We start from the raw sequence: 17,716 nt of genomic DNA on the forward strand, positions 1-17,716 counted from the left end.
TGTTTGTCGGCGTGGCCGGGGCGGCGCTGTCGGCGGCGTTGGTGTTGGTGGGTGTGGCTTTGTGGGCTGTGGCGGCGGGCAGCCAGGAGTCCGCGGAGCCGTTGTGGTCGGCGGACATGACGGTGGTGGAGTACACCAGCGTTTCGGTCGGCGCGGCCACCGCGGACCTGTTCTCCAATGTCGGTGGCAGCGGGGATCTTCAGATCAAGTCGTTGTGGTCTTACAAGCCGGACCGCGATCTTCGTTTGGCGTTCGCAGACGGTGTTTCTGACGCTGCGGACTACACGTTGCAGGTCGGCGACCTCTTCTTGGAGTTTCCTGCCGGCAGTTCTGGTGCCAGCAGCTTCAAGTGGTCGGGCGTGGACATCGATTGGGAGGATGGGCAGCTGATCCGGGTGCGGGTCGTGTTGACGGCCGATGTTGCTGTTGGGGAGGCCGTCTCTGTGGTGGTCAACTCTGCGGCTACGGGCGAGCCCGCTATCAGCGGCACGGAGCAGGTGGGTGAGACGCTGACCGCGGTCATTTCGGCTATCGAGGACGAAGACGGGCTGGACAGTGTCTCCTACCGCTACCAGTGGATGCGCGCTGATGCCAATATCGCCGGTGCGACAGAGTCTGCTTACACGCTCGGCGACGACGAGGGCGAGGCGATCAAGTTGAAGGTGTCGTTCATCGACGACAACGGCAACAGCGAGACGCTGACCAGCGCCGCGACGCAGGAGGTGCGCGAGAGGCCGCAGTTCTTGGTCAGCAACCTGGAAGCGGGCGTCACTGGCGCCAGCGGCGTACAGCGCACCCTCAACGTCGCCCGATCGGGGTTCGCCCAGGCATTCACGACGGGTCCGAGGACCGTCGGCTATCCACTCGGCTCGGTCAGCATCCAGTTCACGCACTTCTTCGACGCCTCGACCGCGGCAGACGACCTCGGGGTGACGATCAACGGCGCCGCCGGCGACAGCGGGCCGGGCGACGTGCTCTGCACCCTGGTCAACCCGTCGAGCTTCTCCGCGCCGGGGGTGATCGCCTTCGACGCGCCGACCGGCGAGGGCGCCTGCTTGCAGCTGGCGGCCGAGACGACCTACTTCGTTGTCATCGAGTGGGACAGCCCGAGCGGAACCGACGCATTCGCACTCATCCCCCAGACCTATCCCACCGATGAGTCGGCAGCTACCGCAGAGGACCCCGGCGGCGCGGACGGCTGGTCGATCGCCGACCACTCCTACTACCTGTCCGTCAGCTCCGATGACCGCACTTGGACCGCCTACGAGGAGACGGCCAGCTTCAAAATCAAAGTGACCGGAACAGTCTCACAACAGACCACCGAGACCGAGTCTGAGACCGAGGCTGAAACCGAAACTGAGAACAACTCGCCCACAGGAGCGCCCACCATCGCCGGAACACCCGAGGTGGAACAGACCCTCACGGCTGACACGTCGTCCATCGAGGACGCCGACGGGCTGACCAACGTTTCTTACCAATACCAGTGGACGGCCGGCGGCAGCGACATCGACGGGGCCACCGGCTCCAGCTACCTGCTCACCTCGAGCGAGCAGGGCACGACCATCGGGGTCCGGGTGACCTTCAGCGACGACGCCGACAACACCGAGACCCTCACCAGCGAAGCCACCGAGGAAGTGGCCGCGGCGCCGGTGAGGCTCACGGCAAGCTTCGAGAGCGTGCCGACGACCCACGACGGCCAGACCGCGTTCAGCTTCGTGTTGCGCTTCAGCGAAGAGGTCGAGCTGAGTTACTTGACCCTGCGGGACCACGTGTTCACGATCTTGGACGGCGAGACGGTCACCGACGGCAAGGTGGACAGAGCCCGGCGGGTGACCCGGGGCAGCAACGCCGCATGGACCATAAAGGTGACGCCCGAATCGAACGCCGACATCACGATCGAGCTCCCGGCCACCACCGACTGCACAGCAACCGAGGCGATCTGCGCCAGAGACGGCAGCGGCAGGAAACTGTCCAACACGCTGAGCTTCACCGTATCGGGACCGGCCACCTAGATGATTAGTTCCAAGGTTTTAGTGGTCGTATGCGGTGAGTGAGCGTGCTGGTCGGGTGTGTCGGTAGGTCTCGTTGTGCCAGAAGGCGGCGGTGAGGGCGAGAAGTCGGGTGCCGATGCGCGCTGCGACGCCGGTTTTGGTGCGGCCTTTGTGGCGTTCGAGGGTGAGCTGGCCTTTGAGGGTCTGGTTGATCGATTCGATGATCTGGCGCAGGGGCCGCAGGAACCTTGCGCCGGGTCGTGGGGTCTCGGATCGGGTGGCGGGGCGCAGCACGGTGATGCCGATGTTGTTGAGGTGGGCTTCGAACGCTGCTGAGCGGTAACCCTTGTCGGCGATGAGGGTCTGGCCCGCTCTGGCGATCCCGGCCGCGTCGATCATGTCGGCGCAGACGTCGCGTTCGTCGGCTTTCGCGCCGGCGAGAGCGAACGCGATCGGCAGCCCCGCCGGCGTGGCGACAAGGTGCAGCCGCAGGCCCCAGAAGTACCGCGAATGCGACGCGCACCAGCCGTATTGGGCCCATCCCGCGAGGTCAGAGCGTTTTTGGGTCTCGCGGCTGGTGCCGCACTCGACCGGCGTGGAGTCCACCAGCCACACGTCGTCATGCCACGACTCGCACTCGCGTGCGAGCCATCCCATGACACCGGCGATCATCTCGCCGCTGCGCCGCAGCCGCTTGTTGTAGCCGTCGCGGTTCGCCAGATACGGAAACCACGGCCCCAGATGCGCTCTCGCGAACCGCATGAACTGCGACTCGTTGTCATAGCCCAGCAGCGCCGAGATCACCGCCAGGGTGACCAGCTCCGCGTCCGACAGCTTCGGGGCGAACCCCACCGCAGGCCGCCGCGGCGCCCACCCAGGGTTCTGTGCCAACAGGTCATCGATCCTCACATACAGTGCGGTCGCGAGGGTGTCCAAGTCCGGGCCCATGCTGAGAACCTCCAAGATCGAAGCGTGAATACACACCCCGAGCTTGGACACCCTCACCCCACAACCAGTGGACCCCACCCCTTGGAACTAATCATCTAGCGGGGCCCCGTCATGAGCATTGTGCGCTAAATTCAGATGTTCATGATCATTTTTCACGCAATGTTGAACGCCTCGGCCCAGATCGCGCGGGCGTCTTCAGTACCCCCCCCCCCCCCCGGAGTTATGGAGGGTGTCGGCAGGCCGGGTGTAAGTCGTGACCGGTTCGCGGCGCTTGGCGCCGCTCTCCATGCTGCTCATCGGGACGGCGGTCCTCGTGGCTCTGATCGGCCCGGGAGCAACGGCCCGGGCCCAGGCCCCCGACGAGCGCACGCCTCCCTCGAACCTTTTGGCCCGCTTGGTGCAAGGCGGGGTGGAGCTCACGTGGGACGCCCCGCTCGCCGAGAATGACGAATCCGTGGACGGCTACGAGATCCTGCGCCGCCGTCCCGACCGGGGCGAACAGACGCTCACGACGCTGGTGTCCGACACCGCCACGACCGATACCACGTATTTCGACGCCACGGCCACGGTGCCCGGTGAGCGCTACAGCTACCGGGTACAGGCGATCAGGGATGGGGTGAGGAGTCGCTCGTCCAACACCGCCACGGTGCTGGTGCTGCTGTCCGCACCAACCACGCGGCTGGTGAGCAATGTTGGCCAGTCGTCGTCGGTGCGGGTCGATGTCGCTCAGCAGTACGCCATGGGGTTCAGGCTGGGCAGTCACGGCCAGGGCTATGAGATCTCGGGCGTGTCGATCGAGTTGGCCGCGGTGCCGTCTGATCTGAGCGTGTCGCTGTGGATCGGCGGCCCTGCTGGGACGGCCGTTAACGGCGCTTCGAGTGTGCAACGCGAGCTGTTCGAGTTCGACGGCCCGGCCTCGTTCGGGGTCGGCCTGAACGAGTTCACGGCTCCTGAAGGGTCTTTCGCGTACCCGAATGTCAACTACTTCATCGTGCTGTCGGGTTTCGGCTCGTCGCTGTCGATCATGGAGACGGCATCCGACGATGAGGATCCCGGCGGCGAGCCGCAGGCCGTCCTGTTCGACTCGGCGAGGGTCCGAGCGCTGGGTTCGACCGGACGCTGGGATGGTCCCGCGACGCGCGGCGGCGCGCTGCGCCTGGCCCTCGAGGGCTCGAGGCGGGACCGCGGCGTCCTGGCTGCGAACTTCACGGGAGTCACGGATTTCCAAGAAATCGTCTCGACCGGCGACGACTGCTGCTTCGAGATGCACGTCGGGTCAGCGGACCGCTACCTCATCCGCGGTGTTTCTGTGGCGGCGGACGACTCAACAAGCAGAAGCGGCTTCTTCGGTCTCCCGTTCGACCTGCAAGACAGCTCGGGCGCCACGCTGTTCACCCTGCCCCATGCGTCTGCCCAAGGAAGCCTGGTGGCTGCCCCACTACACCTGGCTTCCCCGGCAGGCATGTCTGACTGGACGGCTCCCCAAGGCGCAACCGTGGCCGGCAGCAGTTCATACGTCTTCCACATGAACATCGTGAGCATTGCCGGGGACACCGCGGGGACAACGCGGGGAGGCATCATCAACGGCCGCATATTCTGCTCCGAAATAGTCAACTACACGGACGCTCCGTCGGCGCCGGGCGTGACCCTCTCAGAGCATGGGAATATCGCCTGCCCCACGCCGATGATGGCCGTCGACGGGGAGCCGCTCCACGCGATGGCGTCGAACCTGAGACAGGACAACGACAGCTACGCCACCGCCACATCCGCCAATGACGTGATATCGCAGGGCTTCGCGACCGGACCCAGCGCGTACGGGTACCGATTGCAGGGCATCGGCGTCAACGTCGAAGGCTCCGACGACACGAACAACGACCCCCAGATACCCGACGGACCGTCGTCGGTGAAGGTGGCCGTGCACGCCGACACGGGCGGCAAGCCCGGCGACAAGCTGTTCGACCTCGTCAGCCCCGACGACTACGCAGCAGGCAAGCTCAGCTTCTTCGAGGCACCCACGGGAACCAGGCTGGCGCCCGACACCTCCTACGTCATGGTCTGGACCTACCACAACGGCGAGGAGCACAGACTGCGCCGAACCTCAAGCAACGACGAGGACCAACCCGAGACACTCAACGGCTTCGCCCTGGCCGACGCGTTCTACCGCGGCGCCGACCTGAACAGCGTGACGGTGTCCACAGGAAGCCACGCACTCGAGATCGCCGTCTACGGCGAGGCCGTCGAGGGCAGCTTCGTGGGCAGCGCCAGGTCCGTGAGCAGCGGTTACCAGGTGACCCCGGACTGGCTCCACGCACCGCACGACGCCCGTGTCGGGGACCAGTTCAGGGTGGTCTTCGTCACACACCACCCAACGGGCGCCGTGTCCGGGGACATAGAGGAATACAACGAACTTGTCCAGTTCGAAGCCTCCGGCCGCAGCAGACGGGACGAGACATCGGCGCCATTCACCGATCGGGTGATACGCAGCGTCGCTTCGGAGTTCAAAGCGGTGGTCTGCACCGCTGCGGTCGACGCGCGGACCAACACCGCGATGACCGACGCCTTTGGCGCGACGATCCGCTGGCTGGACGGCGGCTGGGAGGATCGCCCCACGCTGATCGCCGACTCCTACGACCAGTTCTACAGCGGCGCGTGGGTCAACAGCGACCATGGCGCCTACGCCGCCGGGAACACCGCCCACTTCAACCCGAGCCACATGATCTGGACCGGGTGCGACGCCCAAGGCGCCTCGCATCCCGAAGTCCCGATGGGCACGAACTCGCCCACGGAGATGGTCGCGGTGGGCACACCGAACGATCCCAACGACAACTACGCCCCCATCGGCGCCGTCGACGTGAGTTCGGGGTACGTGGCGCGCCCTCGCCAGACGCTGCTGTCGCTCTACGCGATCTCGCCCGTCTTCACGATCGTCCCCGAGAGATGACCCCGGTCGTCGGCATTGCCGCGCAACCGACCCGGGCCCTGACCCCGCGGGGCATCGCGGCGGCCTTGCTGGCGACGGTGCTGGCAGCCATGGCGGTCTGGGCGACGCCGGCGTCGGCGGACACGCAGGAGCCCGCAGAGCCGGTCTGGACCGCCGACATGACAGTGGTGAAGTACACCAACGTCTCCATCGGGGCAGCCACCGCCGACCTGTTCTCCAATGTGGGCGGCAGCGGCGACCTGCAGATCAAGTCGCTCTGGTCCTACACACCGCACCGCGACCTGCGCCTGGCATTCCAGGAAGGCGTTCCCAACGCTGCGGACTACACCCTGCAAGTCGGCGACCTCTCCCTGGAGTTCCCCGCGGACACCTCCGGCGCCAGCAGCTTCAAATGGCACGACGTGGACGCCGACTGGGAACACGGACAACTCATTCATGTGCGCATCGTGCTGACGGCCGGAATCGACGCTTTTCAGGCCGACACGCCGGTCCCAGATGTCCACACCATCAACGAGGCGCTGAGCAGAATCGCGACGGCGGACAAAGACAGCAGCGAACCCGAGCCGCAGTTCCTGGTCAGCAACCTGGGCGTGGGCACCGAAGGCGCCGGCGGGATTCAGCGCACCCTTGACACGGCCCGATCAGGGTTCGCCCAGGCATTCGCGACAGGCCCGAACACCAACGGGTACACACTCGGCGCCGTCGACATCGCGGTGTCACGCTTCTACGATGCGTCGAACGCGGCAGACCAGCTCCGGGTCACGATCAACGAGGCCACCAGCGAAGACGAACCAGGCGACGCGCACTGCACCCTGACCAATCCGTCCACCTTCACCGCACCGGGAGTGATCGCCTTCGAGGCGCCGACAGGTGAAGGCTCCTGCCAGCAGCTGGCGGCCCAGACCACCTACTTCGTCGTCATCGAGTGGCCCAACCCGAGCGGAACAGACTCATATGCAGTCATCCCCCAGACCTACCCCACCGAGAATTCAGCTGCCACCGAAGAGGACCCCGGCGGTGCCCAAGGCTGGTCGATCGCCGACCGGGCCTACTACCTCACCGCCAGCTCCGACACCCGCACCTGGACCGCCTACGACGAGACAGCCAGCTTCAAAATCAAACTGACCGGAACAATCTCAGAACAGACCACCGAGACCGAGACCGAGGCTGAGACCGAAACCGAGACTGAGACCGAAACCGAGACTGAGACCGAACCGGAACCGGTCCCGTTCACCGTCAGCGTGACCGTCGCCGCCCCGACCACTCACGACGGTTCGTCGGAGTTCACCTTCGAACTCGACTTCAGCGAAAACCTCCGCCTGAGCTACAAGACCCTCAAACTCCACGCCTTCAACGTGACAGGCGGATCCATAAAGAAAGCCCAAAGGACCAACAGGCCCGCCAACATCTCCTGGCGCATCACCGTCAAGCCCGACTCCACCGGCGACGTCACCGTGGTACTGCCGATCCCCAACGACTGCGACGACACAGGCGCCATCTGCACCGACGACGACAGGAAACTGTCCAACCGCTTGGAGTTCACCGTCAGCGGCCCACACCAATAGACCACCCACAGATCTCGGCACTGCCTCAACCCACCGACCTACGCCCCGGGCCAGCGAGCGGCCCGGCTCTTGATGGGACAGCTCGCTGACCTGAGTGCCGGTCATCCCCTCAAGCTGGTCGAGGATGAACTGGTCGGTCGCGAGGCGGTTCGGCAAATGCGTCCGTGTGCTGTCACATCTCCTCGGTACGGTCACCACAGCACTCGAAATGGGCGCCGGACATGACCCCCAAGCTGACCACCGACATCGAGACCCGCACCGAGATCGGTCCCCGCGACCGCCAAGAGGACCGCGTCCGCGCTGTGGAGAACCCCGACGGATCCTGGGTGATCGCTGTCGCAGACGGATTGGGCGGGCATCCGTATGGGGACGAGGCTGCACAGGCGGCAATCGACGCGCTGCCCGAGCGCATCGCCGATGCCGCCGAAATGACGGCTGCGTTCGATGCGGCGAATGCTGCGGCGTGGGCGCTGCGCCCCGAGATGCGCTCCCACAACGAGGGCGTGTCGTCGGCGATTGCGCTCACGACGCTGGTTGTCGCGGCATGGACACCCGAAGGAGGGTTGCTGCTGTCGTGGATCGGGGACTCGATGGGATTCGTGGTTCCCCTCGGAGGCGGACCGGGCTGGCACTGCGCACCGCACAACGACCCTTTCGGGTTCATCAGCCGCTGCATTGGCATGTCCCGCGCCGACCGGGACAGCTTCGACCTGCCGCCCGGTGACGTGGATCATTTCGGTGACGATGTGCGCGGCGAACGCGTGAATGGGTGGATCGAAGGCGGCGGCTTGCTGCTGGTTCTGGCGACCGACGGATTGTTCGGCCCGATCCTGGGTGCTCATGGCCGGGAGTGGTTCAGCGACGATCCCGACGACAACAGCCTCGGCTTCGCGCTGCCGACTGATCGACGCGGCACCGCGGCGGACGCGGCGGACACGCTGATGGACACCGCCCGGTTCGCGGGACTCCAGGACAACATCACGATCGCGGTCGCACGCATCACACCCGAGGTCTCTGAGGACGCTGGCGGTTCGATGGCAGCGGAGGCTTGAAGGGCCGCAGTCAGTTCCAGAATCCGAAGAACGGCAACTGGACCAAGCGCGACGCGTCCTCAGGCCGATTCATGGCGATGAAGAGATCTGGCGGGCCGTTCAAGGGCGTGCGACGCGAGCACTAGCCCTGATTATTCATGAGAATTCTGCTGGTCGTCTTTTTGGCGTGTTGTGGGCCTTGTTTGGCGGTGTGGGGCTGTTTGGGTGTCGGCGGGGTTGTGGGAGGGGAGCGGTTGGGCTCGGTTTTGGTGCGCGGGCGGGACCGGGTGGGGGTGCGGGCGTGGTGGGGCTGTCCCGCTGCGGCGGGCGTGGCGCGGAACTGGTCGGCTGGGGGTTCAGCGGGGGTGGGCGATGGCGAGCAGTGCTCGGGCGCCGGGGTGCTGTTCGGGCAGCCGCAATAGGACGCGCCGTGCGCTGTGGCACACCAGGGCGGGAAGGTGCCATAGCTGCCAGCGGAGCCGTTTGGGGGCCGCTTTGGCGAGCGCGCCGGTGAGGCAGGCTGTTTGGAACCATCCCACGAGCGCGAGGCCGGTCATGCACATGGCGGCCCAGGTGCTGTTCGCGTGCCAGTCGGTGAACGGCATGCGCGCAAGGCCGCTGTCTTTGAGCCGGCGCACGGCGTCCTCGATGTCGGCGTGTGAGCGCATCAGCTTGTCCAGCTGTGCGGGGTGGCCGGTCTGGTCGGTGTAGAACCCCCAGTAGCGGAAGTTCTCGCTGGGGAACAGGCTGCGCTGCGCTCCGGGGTGCAGCGGCTCGCGGCGCACCACGAGCCGGGTGCGCTCGGGCCAGCCCGACAGGTCCGCCAGATCGGTGAGCTCCGCGACCTGAGCGCCGCGCCGTTTGCGCTGATCGGGGCGCTTTGGGGCGTTGTGCCAGCGGCCCGGCTCGCCCAAGGCGCCGCGGATCGCGGCTTGGATGGCTGGGGCGGACCGCGCCGAGATCGCATAGCCGATGCTGCGGTCCCGCAGCCCTTCGGCGAGTTTCGCTGAGCATCCCCCGGTGTCGATGCGCACCACCAGCGGACGCTCCACGAGGTCGGGGTCGTCGCCTTCGCGGTGCCCTGCGGCGTCAGGCGCGGGCAGCATCGCCACCGCGGCGTCGAGCACTTCGAGATGATCGCCGATGTGGTTCGCGGCGGCGTTGCCCGGCCGCTGCTTTAGCCACAGCGGCTCCCCCTGCGCGGTGGAGCAGATCATCGGATGGAACCCGAACCCGCCCTTGTAATGCGGCGCAGCTCCGGCCTTGTTCTCCGAGTGGACCTCCACCAATGTCGAGTCGATGTCGACCACCAGCGGCCTGCTGCGGTCGGCGGAGGCCCACAACGGCTCGCGCACCGCTGCGGCCGCGCCCAAAAGCGCCGCGGCGCCGCTCGCGCCCAGGCCCGTGAGGGTGCGGTACAGCGTCGAGTCCGACGCGACGTCGCCGAACAGCTCCCGCTGAGCACGCAGATGCTCGATGTCGGTGCACGCCTCACCGCCGCCGGCCAGCATCAACAACGCATGGACCAGCACCCGGCCCCGGTCATGAACCGGGGCGCGCTCGCCGCGTGGGGGAACCGCGGCCGACAGCGCCTCGGTCAGCCCGACACGGTCCGCGAACCCGCCCAGAGCGAACAACCCCGCGCCCCACACGACACGGTCCCCGCCGCCTGCCAGACGCGCGTTTGTGACACTGCTAAGTTTCACCTCGGAGATGCCCCCCTGAACTCGCGGATGCGTTCATTGCAGACACGTATCGTCGCAGGTCAGAGGGGCTTTTCCGCGGACCCAGACAAACCAGTCCGCCCGACTCGTGAATAATCAGGGCTAGGCCGCGCGAAACAAGCCCCGGAGCTGGGCTCCTGGGGCTTGCTGGTTGGTGGGGTGTTGGCCAGTCGCGTTTACCCAGGTCAGACGGGGCAAATTCGGGGCGAAATGGCCGTTTTCGGGGGATCTGATGGCTCCTGCGGAGATCATGGTTATGAGTCCCCGCGCGCTACGGTCCGACCACGCGTCGCAGCAGGCTCCATTTGCGGCGTCGTGGCCGTTAACTGGTCGAGCGCGAATGCCTCGAGAGAGGTTCAGGCGCATCGATCACAGCATTCTGTCGAGCGCCTTCTCAGTCAGCAAGATTCTTCCCTATGTCTTTAGCGAGGAGCAGCAGGTGTTGTTCGTTGCCGTGCACATTTGAGAAATCGGTTACTCGGCTCTTGTAGTACGCAACAGCGTCATCGTTCTCTGCATGTATCAGGAGGCCTCTGCAGCCGATTGCCGTGCTGTAGTTGTAGGTCTCTACTATGACATGCCCGAGCATCCGACTACCCAGCCCTTGCCCTTCGTGAGCGCTGTGAACTCCGAGCCTCGCCAGAAGAATAAATGGCTGCATCGGGTAGCCACCCGCGCCCTACTTGAATCGGGATGGAAGCGTCTCGGACGCCACTCCTGACATGCACCATGAAAAGTATGCGACAACGTCGTGTGAGTCCGCGGACTCAGTGATGACGTAAACCTTCGCTGCTGTGCCGACTTTGCGATTATTCGGACCTTGTCGCCGCAACCAATTGGTCTGCGCTTCAGAAGAACAGCGGAAACCGCCTACTTCATGCCTCCGGTTGAGCGGGGCTAGATCCGGATAATCATCTATCACGCCCTGGAACGAGCCCCTGCAGACAACAAGAACTCACGCAAGCCAGGCATCTCGCGAGGAGGAGCATCAAGCATCTCGTACCACGAATCAGCATCTTCTGCCTTGATGATCGGAGGTGTGAATGCGCGCATTTGGGCGAACCGCAGATACAACTCGAACGCAGCCGGTGTGAGTTCGCTACGGATTGGCTCGTGTTCCCCAGGTAGGCACACCGCCTTGAAGTATTCGAGCATTGCGTCGTGATTCATTACCTCGTCGGAGTACGCATCCGGTGCCAGACCATGTCGAGCTTGAACCCAAGGATTCTCGCAATGAGTCGATTCAATGAGTGCATCGGTGGCCCAACAGCCCAGCGAGTCAGCAACCACATTGAGAACATGAACCGCATCTGAAGGGAGTTCCGCCTCCGCATACCTGAGCGTCGCCGCATCAGGCCAAGGGCTCTTGAGATTGAACCTTCCCTGGTGTCTGACAAAGACGTCTCTCACGACTGGGCCGTTTGACCAAGCCTCAATTGGCTCGTCGAAGAGAGGCTTGCGATGCAACGCCAAATGGCAGCTCTGTGCGTAGTACAACAGCTTCTGCATATGGAAGGTACTGATCGTGCCCGAGCGACTCACGAGGAAAGCTGCTGCGTGGAGCGCCTTTGCCATGCCGATCTCACCTCCCTAAACACTTCATCGACGAGAATCAGGCTCTCTGTCAGCGTATAGGACGCCATTCTTGCGAACGCCCCAAAATTCGGCCGGAACTCGTACACACAACTATGTTCCGATAGGGCAATGGCGGCAAAACCGCAGGTCAGGGGTCATTTCACGAGACTCGGAGCTGCGTCTAACGGTCGCCTAGCAGGCAGGGGAAACAGCACGCGACAGGACTGCGGTAGCACGAGCAGCCCCTGAGCCGTCTGCCTCGTCGCGCGTGTCCACACGCAGCCCGCGACCTAACTCACGCGAACTGACAAGACAGCCCCTCAACAAGCCCCGAACGCATGCCGAAACGCGGAAAACGGGCCAAAACGGCCCGAATCAGGTGCAACTGGCCAACACAAACAGGGTGCACTGGCCAACACCCGCTAGTGGGATGTTGGCCAGTCGCGTTTGCCCAGGTCACGGTAGGCGAATTCTGGCCGGTTCGCGAATCTCCACACGAAATTCGGCGAATCTCCACATTGGCCCCGAAGGGCTAAAACCCCTGGTCAAAGCGTTGCGACGCGCACCGAGGACAAGTGGGAAGTGCACAAATGCGCTTTCAGAAGACCGTTTTCGGCGCGAAATAGCCGTTTTCGGGGGTTCTGAACGCTCTCGCGGCGAAGAGGGATATGAGTTCACTGCACGTTGCGGTTCCATCCGTAGTGCTCACCCGCATCATGCGCACACAACCTCACGCCATCCGACACCTCGGGTCGGCGGCGAGTATCACTGCACTGACATGCGCGCCACATCCCGAGATCGGAAGCTTGCTAGCAATTCCCAACACATACATAGAAGCTGCGGTGGACCGCGTTGCAGAGCTTGAACATCACGGCTCCCATTCCCGGTCCACGTTGGGCGACAACCGAATCGATCTGCCCAAGTCGCCGATTCAACTGGAGGTCCACGCGGGACCTCGAATTGTGTTTCAGTCTTGTCCCCGGGAGACATGCAGCGAAGGGGCCGCAGCGAAGGACCTCTGAGAATGGCGTTCGAGCACATCGCAAACCGCCGTGGCGTCGGTTCAGCGGCTCGATGGATCTGCGTAGGGCACTTCATCGCATCTTGGCGCGATCGAGCGTTCACGCCCTGACCGACACGTCCCTGACGACGGCTGCCGCTGGCAGAGCGCACTCGTCGATTGGTCCGGCAAGTTCGGCAGAGCGGGGTGCCCACAAGTTGGCATGGAGGCGCATGTTCAGGTGTGGGATGGGCGTGGGATCCCACTCAACACGCTGGTGGGCAACATTCCCGTCAACCAGCCACGTCAATTGGCCCGGACGCCAGTCGATTGCGTAGCGATGGAAGTCGGCCGTGGCGTCGAAGCCGAGATCGATGCGACAGGGGGAGCCGCGATACCCGAAGCTCATGTCGGTGCCGTCGTCTCCGGGATTGAAGTAGACGTTGACGAGCATTCGCCAGGGGTCGTCTCCGGCGAACTCGATGTCGATCTCCTGTCGGGGTGCGGCTCGATGCAGGAAGAATCCAGTAATCAATCCTGAGCCTGGCGCTGCCCTAATCTCGGCTTCGAAGCGCCCATGCCCAAACGGCCGGATGGACGCAAAGGCGCCGGATCTGTACGGTCGCACTCCGCCTTCAATGGCGTCGATTTCGAGTCGCGCGCCCTCTGCGCGGTGCCGGAGGCCCTCCGGCACGAACGACGCCAGGTTTCCTGGGAACGTCTCGGTGATTCCCGGGAACAAGGTCGAGGCCTCCTTCATGCTGGCTTCGGCGACAATTGCGCCAGTCGCGTCATGGGGGCGGCTTCCGTTCGGTGCCGGTTGCCAACTGCTCGATGGCGGTAGGACCCACGGTGAATCGTCCATCGCGCCAGAGTTCCCTCGGATTCGCTCAGCAGGCTCGGGTCGGGCCGGCGGGCGGGCATCTCGAAACAGCCCAAAGGTTCTCGGGGCTCCAGCCGGAAAGGCTTCGGCAGGAGTCGAAAGACGCAAAAGGCGGCAGAGGGCTTCCCAAGACGGATACGCGGAGCCGTTGAGCGTCAAGATTGCCGACCGCGTTGACGGCAGCTGTTCGCGCTCGAGACCGAGGGGTATGGGCGCGTCGGCTTCGACGAGGATTACATAACGCTCGTCCGCCGCAGCAGCGGAGAGCACAGTGCGCACAACTGGGGCGTCGACGAGGGCGTCGAATGTCTTCAACACATCTCGCAGTTCTGTCTCGCGTAGCGGTTCTTCATCGCCGTCGAAGACGCGTACGCGCAACCCGAGCATCGACAGCGCCATAGCGAGGCTTTCCCGCTCCTGACCCGCAGTCCATGCCAGAACTGGGCCTGCGTGCGTTGTAGTTGGAGGCTTGAATCTGTCTGCTGCGTCGACGATCCCAGCCCGAGCCAGGTAAGGCAGGATCGAATAGGAATTGTCAGATGCTTCGTCATGCCGTTGCTCGATTGCGGGCGACGTGAGTGCCAATGCGTCGAGTTCGGCGAGTCGATAGTTCATCCAAAGGTCAACGGGCCCAGTGACCGGCATGGCGCGAAGGAGCATCGCGGCGCCTTTGCGCGACAGCACGTAACCGGACAGGAACCAGAGACCGCGCACAGGTCGGAAGAGGCTGTCGCAAACGTCATCGCGCATCGCAGTTCCATCCGCGTCGCTGTACGAGAGATAGAGCAACTTCGGGCCACCTGCGGCTGCGCAGCGGTCTAGTGCGGTCCTCCACCCGGCATCGATCGCAGCTGGTGCACCTTGTGAAAACCAGACGTCGTCCTCCAGTACGAGAACGTGTTCGTCGGTCCCATTTGCAACAGCCTTCCATGCCTCCACGTGTGACCGCGCCACTGCAACTTCCTGTCGTGTCATCCGCACTGGCTCATTCTCGGCGAAGCACTCCGCTAAGCGGGCGTCGGGCTGCACATACAACTGATCGCCGATTCGATACGTCGGATCCACGTCCGCGGTCGCAGCGACGGCCCGACCGTCTCGAGCATCGACTGCTGCGAGTCGCCGCGTGATCGACGACAACGGCTTGCCTTCGGACGTTCGGAATCGGCCCAACTCCTTCGTTACGCGCCGCCATCGCCTCGGCTGCCTATCCAAGTTCACAACCAAGACCGCGCCAATCTGGTCTGTGCCTGAGCCGAAGGCATGAATCCTCGCGCCCGGCAACGACACGGCAAGCGCACGCCACGTTCGGAAAGCGAGCGTTCGCATTGGGCCGACCACCCTGTTGAAGTGCATAGAGGGCTAGTCCGCGCTGATCCGTCAGAGATCCATATTGCGCCAGTTGCGGGCGTCGTTCCGATAGCCAAGATCCCACTGCGGCTCTGCGGTCCGCTCCCAGTCGAGGAGCAACTCGAAGTCCGAATGAGCGTCCTCCATCTGCAATTCGCGCGCATGGCCGGCGAGCGCGGCAGTGAGATTTCCGGGGCCGGTTGTCGATTGAATGTCCGGTGCTGGCTCGCCTCCGAGGAGCCTGTCTGTCGCCCGAGCCAGAGCTCGGCGCAACACAGGGTGACCGGCCGGTGCAGCTATCGGATTGTTGTTGACATAGAAGATGCGGTCGCGAATGGGAAGTTCGGTGCGGCGCAATTCAGACGGCGGCACCATGCCACCGGCTGAGATGTCATAGGCGAGCGCCTGCACCTTAAGGGTATGGTCGCGGAAGATGTACTTCCACCCATCGCTCATCAGCACATCGTCGGCGTCGACGTACAAGCCACCTTCCGCGTGCACGAAGCACAGGCGCAAATAGTCGCTCCGCATTGCGGGATGCCTACATCGCCCAAACGCGGAGAGATGCCGCGAACTGTACCGCTCCGCGATGTAGGCGCCAGCGGACTCGTCGTCGAACATCCGGAAGGCAAAGCCCTCGGTCCGCAAAGAGCCCCAACTATCGAGGCAGCTGCGCACGTCCGGCGGCACGTCATGAGGGTCGTGCCAGAACTGCACCAGCGTTCTGGGGATTGGCTCTGTCGGATGAGCCTCATCCCATATCGAGGTAGTTCGACTGCCGAGCAGCTGACGCAGCGTCAACTGTCGAATGAAGTCGGACCGCAGGCTGTCATTCTCCTCAAAGCCGGGCAGGTAAGCGTCGGCCGCCGAGGGCGGGAGTCGATGGCTGTTGTTCGCTGCCGCCGGCTCAGCCTGTGAATTCGCCTGATCGTGTCTTGGCAATCTCACCGAGTGCCATCCCTCCGATACGCCTTGTAGTGCGGCGACTCCCGGAAAAGATATGCGCGGCCCTCAACCACGAACCCGTCCAGACCGTGATCCACGGTGTACTTGTCGAGGTCCGTCAGGTTGTTGATAAACCCCTTCCCTTTGAAGTTGAGCGACGTATTGCATAGCACCCCGTAGCCCGTGTGCGCCTTGAAAGCAGCGAGTAGCTCATACAGGCATGCGTTCGTGTCTGGTCCAATCGTTTGGAGCCTGGCGGTACCGTTCACATGCGTCACGGCAGCAAGAGCATCCGTGTTGGCCGTGTAAGTGAACAGCATGTACGGACTCTCGTGGCCGCAGCCGAACCATCGCTCAGCGTCAGCTTCCAGACACACGGGGGCAATTGGTCGGAATTGCTCGCGCTGCTTGATCTCGTTCAGGCGCACCTTCGTCCCTAGGTCGAACGGAGCCGCAAGAATCGACCTGTTGCCCAAAGCGCGAGGACCGATCTCGTACCGGCCGCTGACCCAGCCGAGGATCAGACCGCTACTCAGCATGCGAGCGATGTCCTCGCAGGAAACGTCGAAGATGTCATACCGGTCACGATTCACGGGGGCATCCGTCCGGAAGGACAATCCGGAATAGACGTTCCACTTGATCTTGGCATCGCCGGTCAATTGGAGCTGAGCGTCGATAGCTGTCCCGATCGCTGATCCGGAGTCGTTGGGAACTGGCGGCACGAAGACGTCAGAGAAGATGCCCGTCTCTCTCCATTTCGTGTTCCAGTCGCAGTTCAGACCGCAGCCCCCGGTCACAACCAGTGGCAGCCCCTTGCGCAAGTTCTTCTGAGCGAACAGGTAGAAGGCGTCGAAGATCCGATCGCTGTAGATGCCAGCGAAGTTCCGAAACTCTTGGTCGTCTGTGCCCACGTTGAAGTAGACGGACGACTCAAGCCGATCGTAGAGATCGAGCCGAACATGTCGAGACGTCAGGAGGAACGTCATCAACTCCTCTTCCTCGGCGGTCGGTGTACTCCTCTGCGAGTAGGAAGCGAGTGCCATCAGCTTTCCGGCGTCTGTGAAGCGCGAGAACGGCGCATCCTTTGGAAAGGTCGGATCTGCCAGTCCGTAGATCGCTGCGTACCTGTTCCCGGGTTCATTCATCACATCCGCGATCCACGTGATGTTCACGTCGGGATCGATTTCGTAGAACGCGCCGATCGACCCTTCCCAAACCAGCGCGTAGCAGGATGTGCCTTGCGGGTAGGGGGACATGCCAAAACCGCAGAGGAGGTGCGATCTCTCGTGAGAGGACGAGAAGAACGACACTGGCTTTCCAGTCAAGTGGCCGTCTCTAGTCACGATCCCGTCTCTCGAGACACCGCGATACCCAACATGGTGGTGCGAACCGATCGTTTGCGCCTCGCGCGGCCACCAGCCTCCAGTGCACACCACGTCGGGCACTTCTTCGAGACGACCCAAGGCGTCGAGGAGATCCGGGCTCGAGATCGGGGTGTAGCGGTAGTTGGAGTCCTTCTCTGCTTCCACCGATGAGACGAGGTGGCCATCTCTAACGTGAGCTACCGCTCCGTCGTGGCCGGGGTTGTACGAGAGGATATTCACGCTGGCCAAACCCTGATCGCCCCTTGCCCTGAGTGCCGACCCCTCTGACCTCGTTCGGCCGCTCGGTGATGGCCTGCAAGCCTTAGTGCGGCCGATCGTCGACAGTGGGTCCGCAAGTCTGGCCCACGGCGGCCATCTCCGCTGGTCACGCACCGCAAACTA

The 17,716-nt window shown here is 63.8% G+C and carries 11 protein-coding genes; 4 read left to right on the top strand and 7 right to left on the bottom strand.

The annotated features are described in order from the left end of the window. Positions 1–11 precede the first annotated feature (11 nt). Complete coding sequence (locus ACOOHB_RS13355) at positions 12–2,012, top strand: hypothetical protein (protein ID WP_420445334.1); 2,001 nt, start codon at positions 12–14, stop codon at positions 2,010–2,012. An 18-nt stretch (positions 2,013–2,030) separates the two neighbouring features. On the opposite strand, the gene ACOOHB_RS13360 is transcribed toward ACOOHB_RS13355, so the two are convergent. Beyond that, a complete protein-coding gene (locus ACOOHB_RS13360; protein ID WP_420445335.1) occupies positions 2,031–2,939 on the bottom strand; it encodes an IS982 family transposase in 909 nt (302 codons plus the stop codon). Positions 2,940–3,192: 253 nt separating this feature from the next. Between ACOOHB_RS13360 and ACOOHB_RS13365 the strand changes: the two genes are divergently transcribed. From ACOOHB_RS13365 to ACOOHB_RS13375, 3 genes are all read left to right on the top strand, one after another. Next, on the top strand, positions 3,193–5,880 hold the full coding sequence (locus ACOOHB_RS13365; protein WP_420445336.1) for a choice-of-anchor R domain-containing protein: 2,688 nt from the start codon (positions 3,193–3,195) through the stop codon (positions 5,878–5,880). Beyond that, positions 5,877–7,445: a choice-of-anchor R domain-containing protein gene (locus ACOOHB_RS13370; protein ID WP_420445337.1), complete on the top strand. Its 1,569-nt coding sequence runs from the start codon at positions 5,877–5,879 to the stop codon at positions 7,443–7,445. The genes ACOOHB_RS13365 and ACOOHB_RS13370 overlap by 4 nt, the downstream gene beginning before the upstream one ends. Before the next feature lie 221 nt (positions 7,446–7,666). Beyond that, entirely contained in the window at positions 7,667–8,497 is an 831-nt protein-coding gene (locus ACOOHB_RS13375; RefSeq protein WP_420445338.1) for a PP2C family protein-serine/threonine phosphatase, read from the top strand. A gap of 335 nt (positions 8,498–8,832) precedes the next feature. Here ACOOHB_RS13375 and ACOOHB_RS13380 read toward each other — a convergent pair whose 3' ends face one another. From ACOOHB_RS13380 to ACOOHB_RS13405, 6 genes are all read right to left on the bottom strand, one after another. After that, on the bottom strand, positions 8,833–10,182 hold the full coding sequence (locus ACOOHB_RS13380; RefSeq protein WP_420445339.1) for an IS1380 family transposase: 1,350 nt from the start codon (positions 10,180–10,182) through the stop codon (positions 8,833–8,835). 412 nt (positions 10,183–10,594) lie between these two features. Continuing rightward, complete coding sequence (locus tag ACOOHB_RS13385; protein WP_420445340.1) at positions 10,595–10,861, bottom strand: GNAT family N-acetyltransferase; 267 nt, start codon at positions 10,859–10,861, stop codon at positions 10,595–10,597. A 257-nt stretch (positions 10,862–11,118) separates the two neighbouring features. Beyond that, a complete protein-coding gene (locus ACOOHB_RS13390) occupies positions 11,119–11,775 on the bottom strand; it encodes a Panacea domain-containing protein (protein WP_420445341.1) in 657 nt (218 codons plus the stop codon). Between the two features lie 1,121 nt (positions 11,776–12,896). After that, positions 12,897–15,011 (bottom strand): family 16 glycosylhydrolase, encoded by a 2,115-nt coding sequence (locus ACOOHB_RS13395; protein ID WP_420445342.1) that lies wholly within the window; start codon positions 15,009–15,011, stop codon positions 12,897–12,899. Positions 15,012–15,035: 24 nt separating this feature from the next. Beyond that, positions 15,036–15,953 carry a glycosyltransferase family 32 protein gene (locus ACOOHB_RS13400; protein ID WP_420445343.1) on the bottom strand — a complete coding sequence of 306 codons (918 nt, stop codon included), beginning with the start codon at positions 15,951–15,953 and terminating at the stop codon, positions 15,036–15,038. After that, a complete protein-coding gene (locus ACOOHB_RS13405) occupies positions 15,950–17,707 on the bottom strand; it encodes a carbamoyltransferase C-terminal domain-containing protein (RefSeq protein ID WP_420445344.1) in 1,758 nt (585 codons plus the stop codon). Before ACOOHB_RS13405 ends, ACOOHB_RS13400 begins: the two co-directional genes overlap by 4 nt. Between the last annotated feature and the right edge of the window lie 9 nt (positions 17,708–17,716).

This window comes from Candidatus Poriferisodalis sp. (assembly GCF_965215815.1).
GTDB lineage: Bacteria > Actinomycetota > Acidimicrobiia > Acidimicrobiales > Poriferisodalaceae > Poriferisodalis.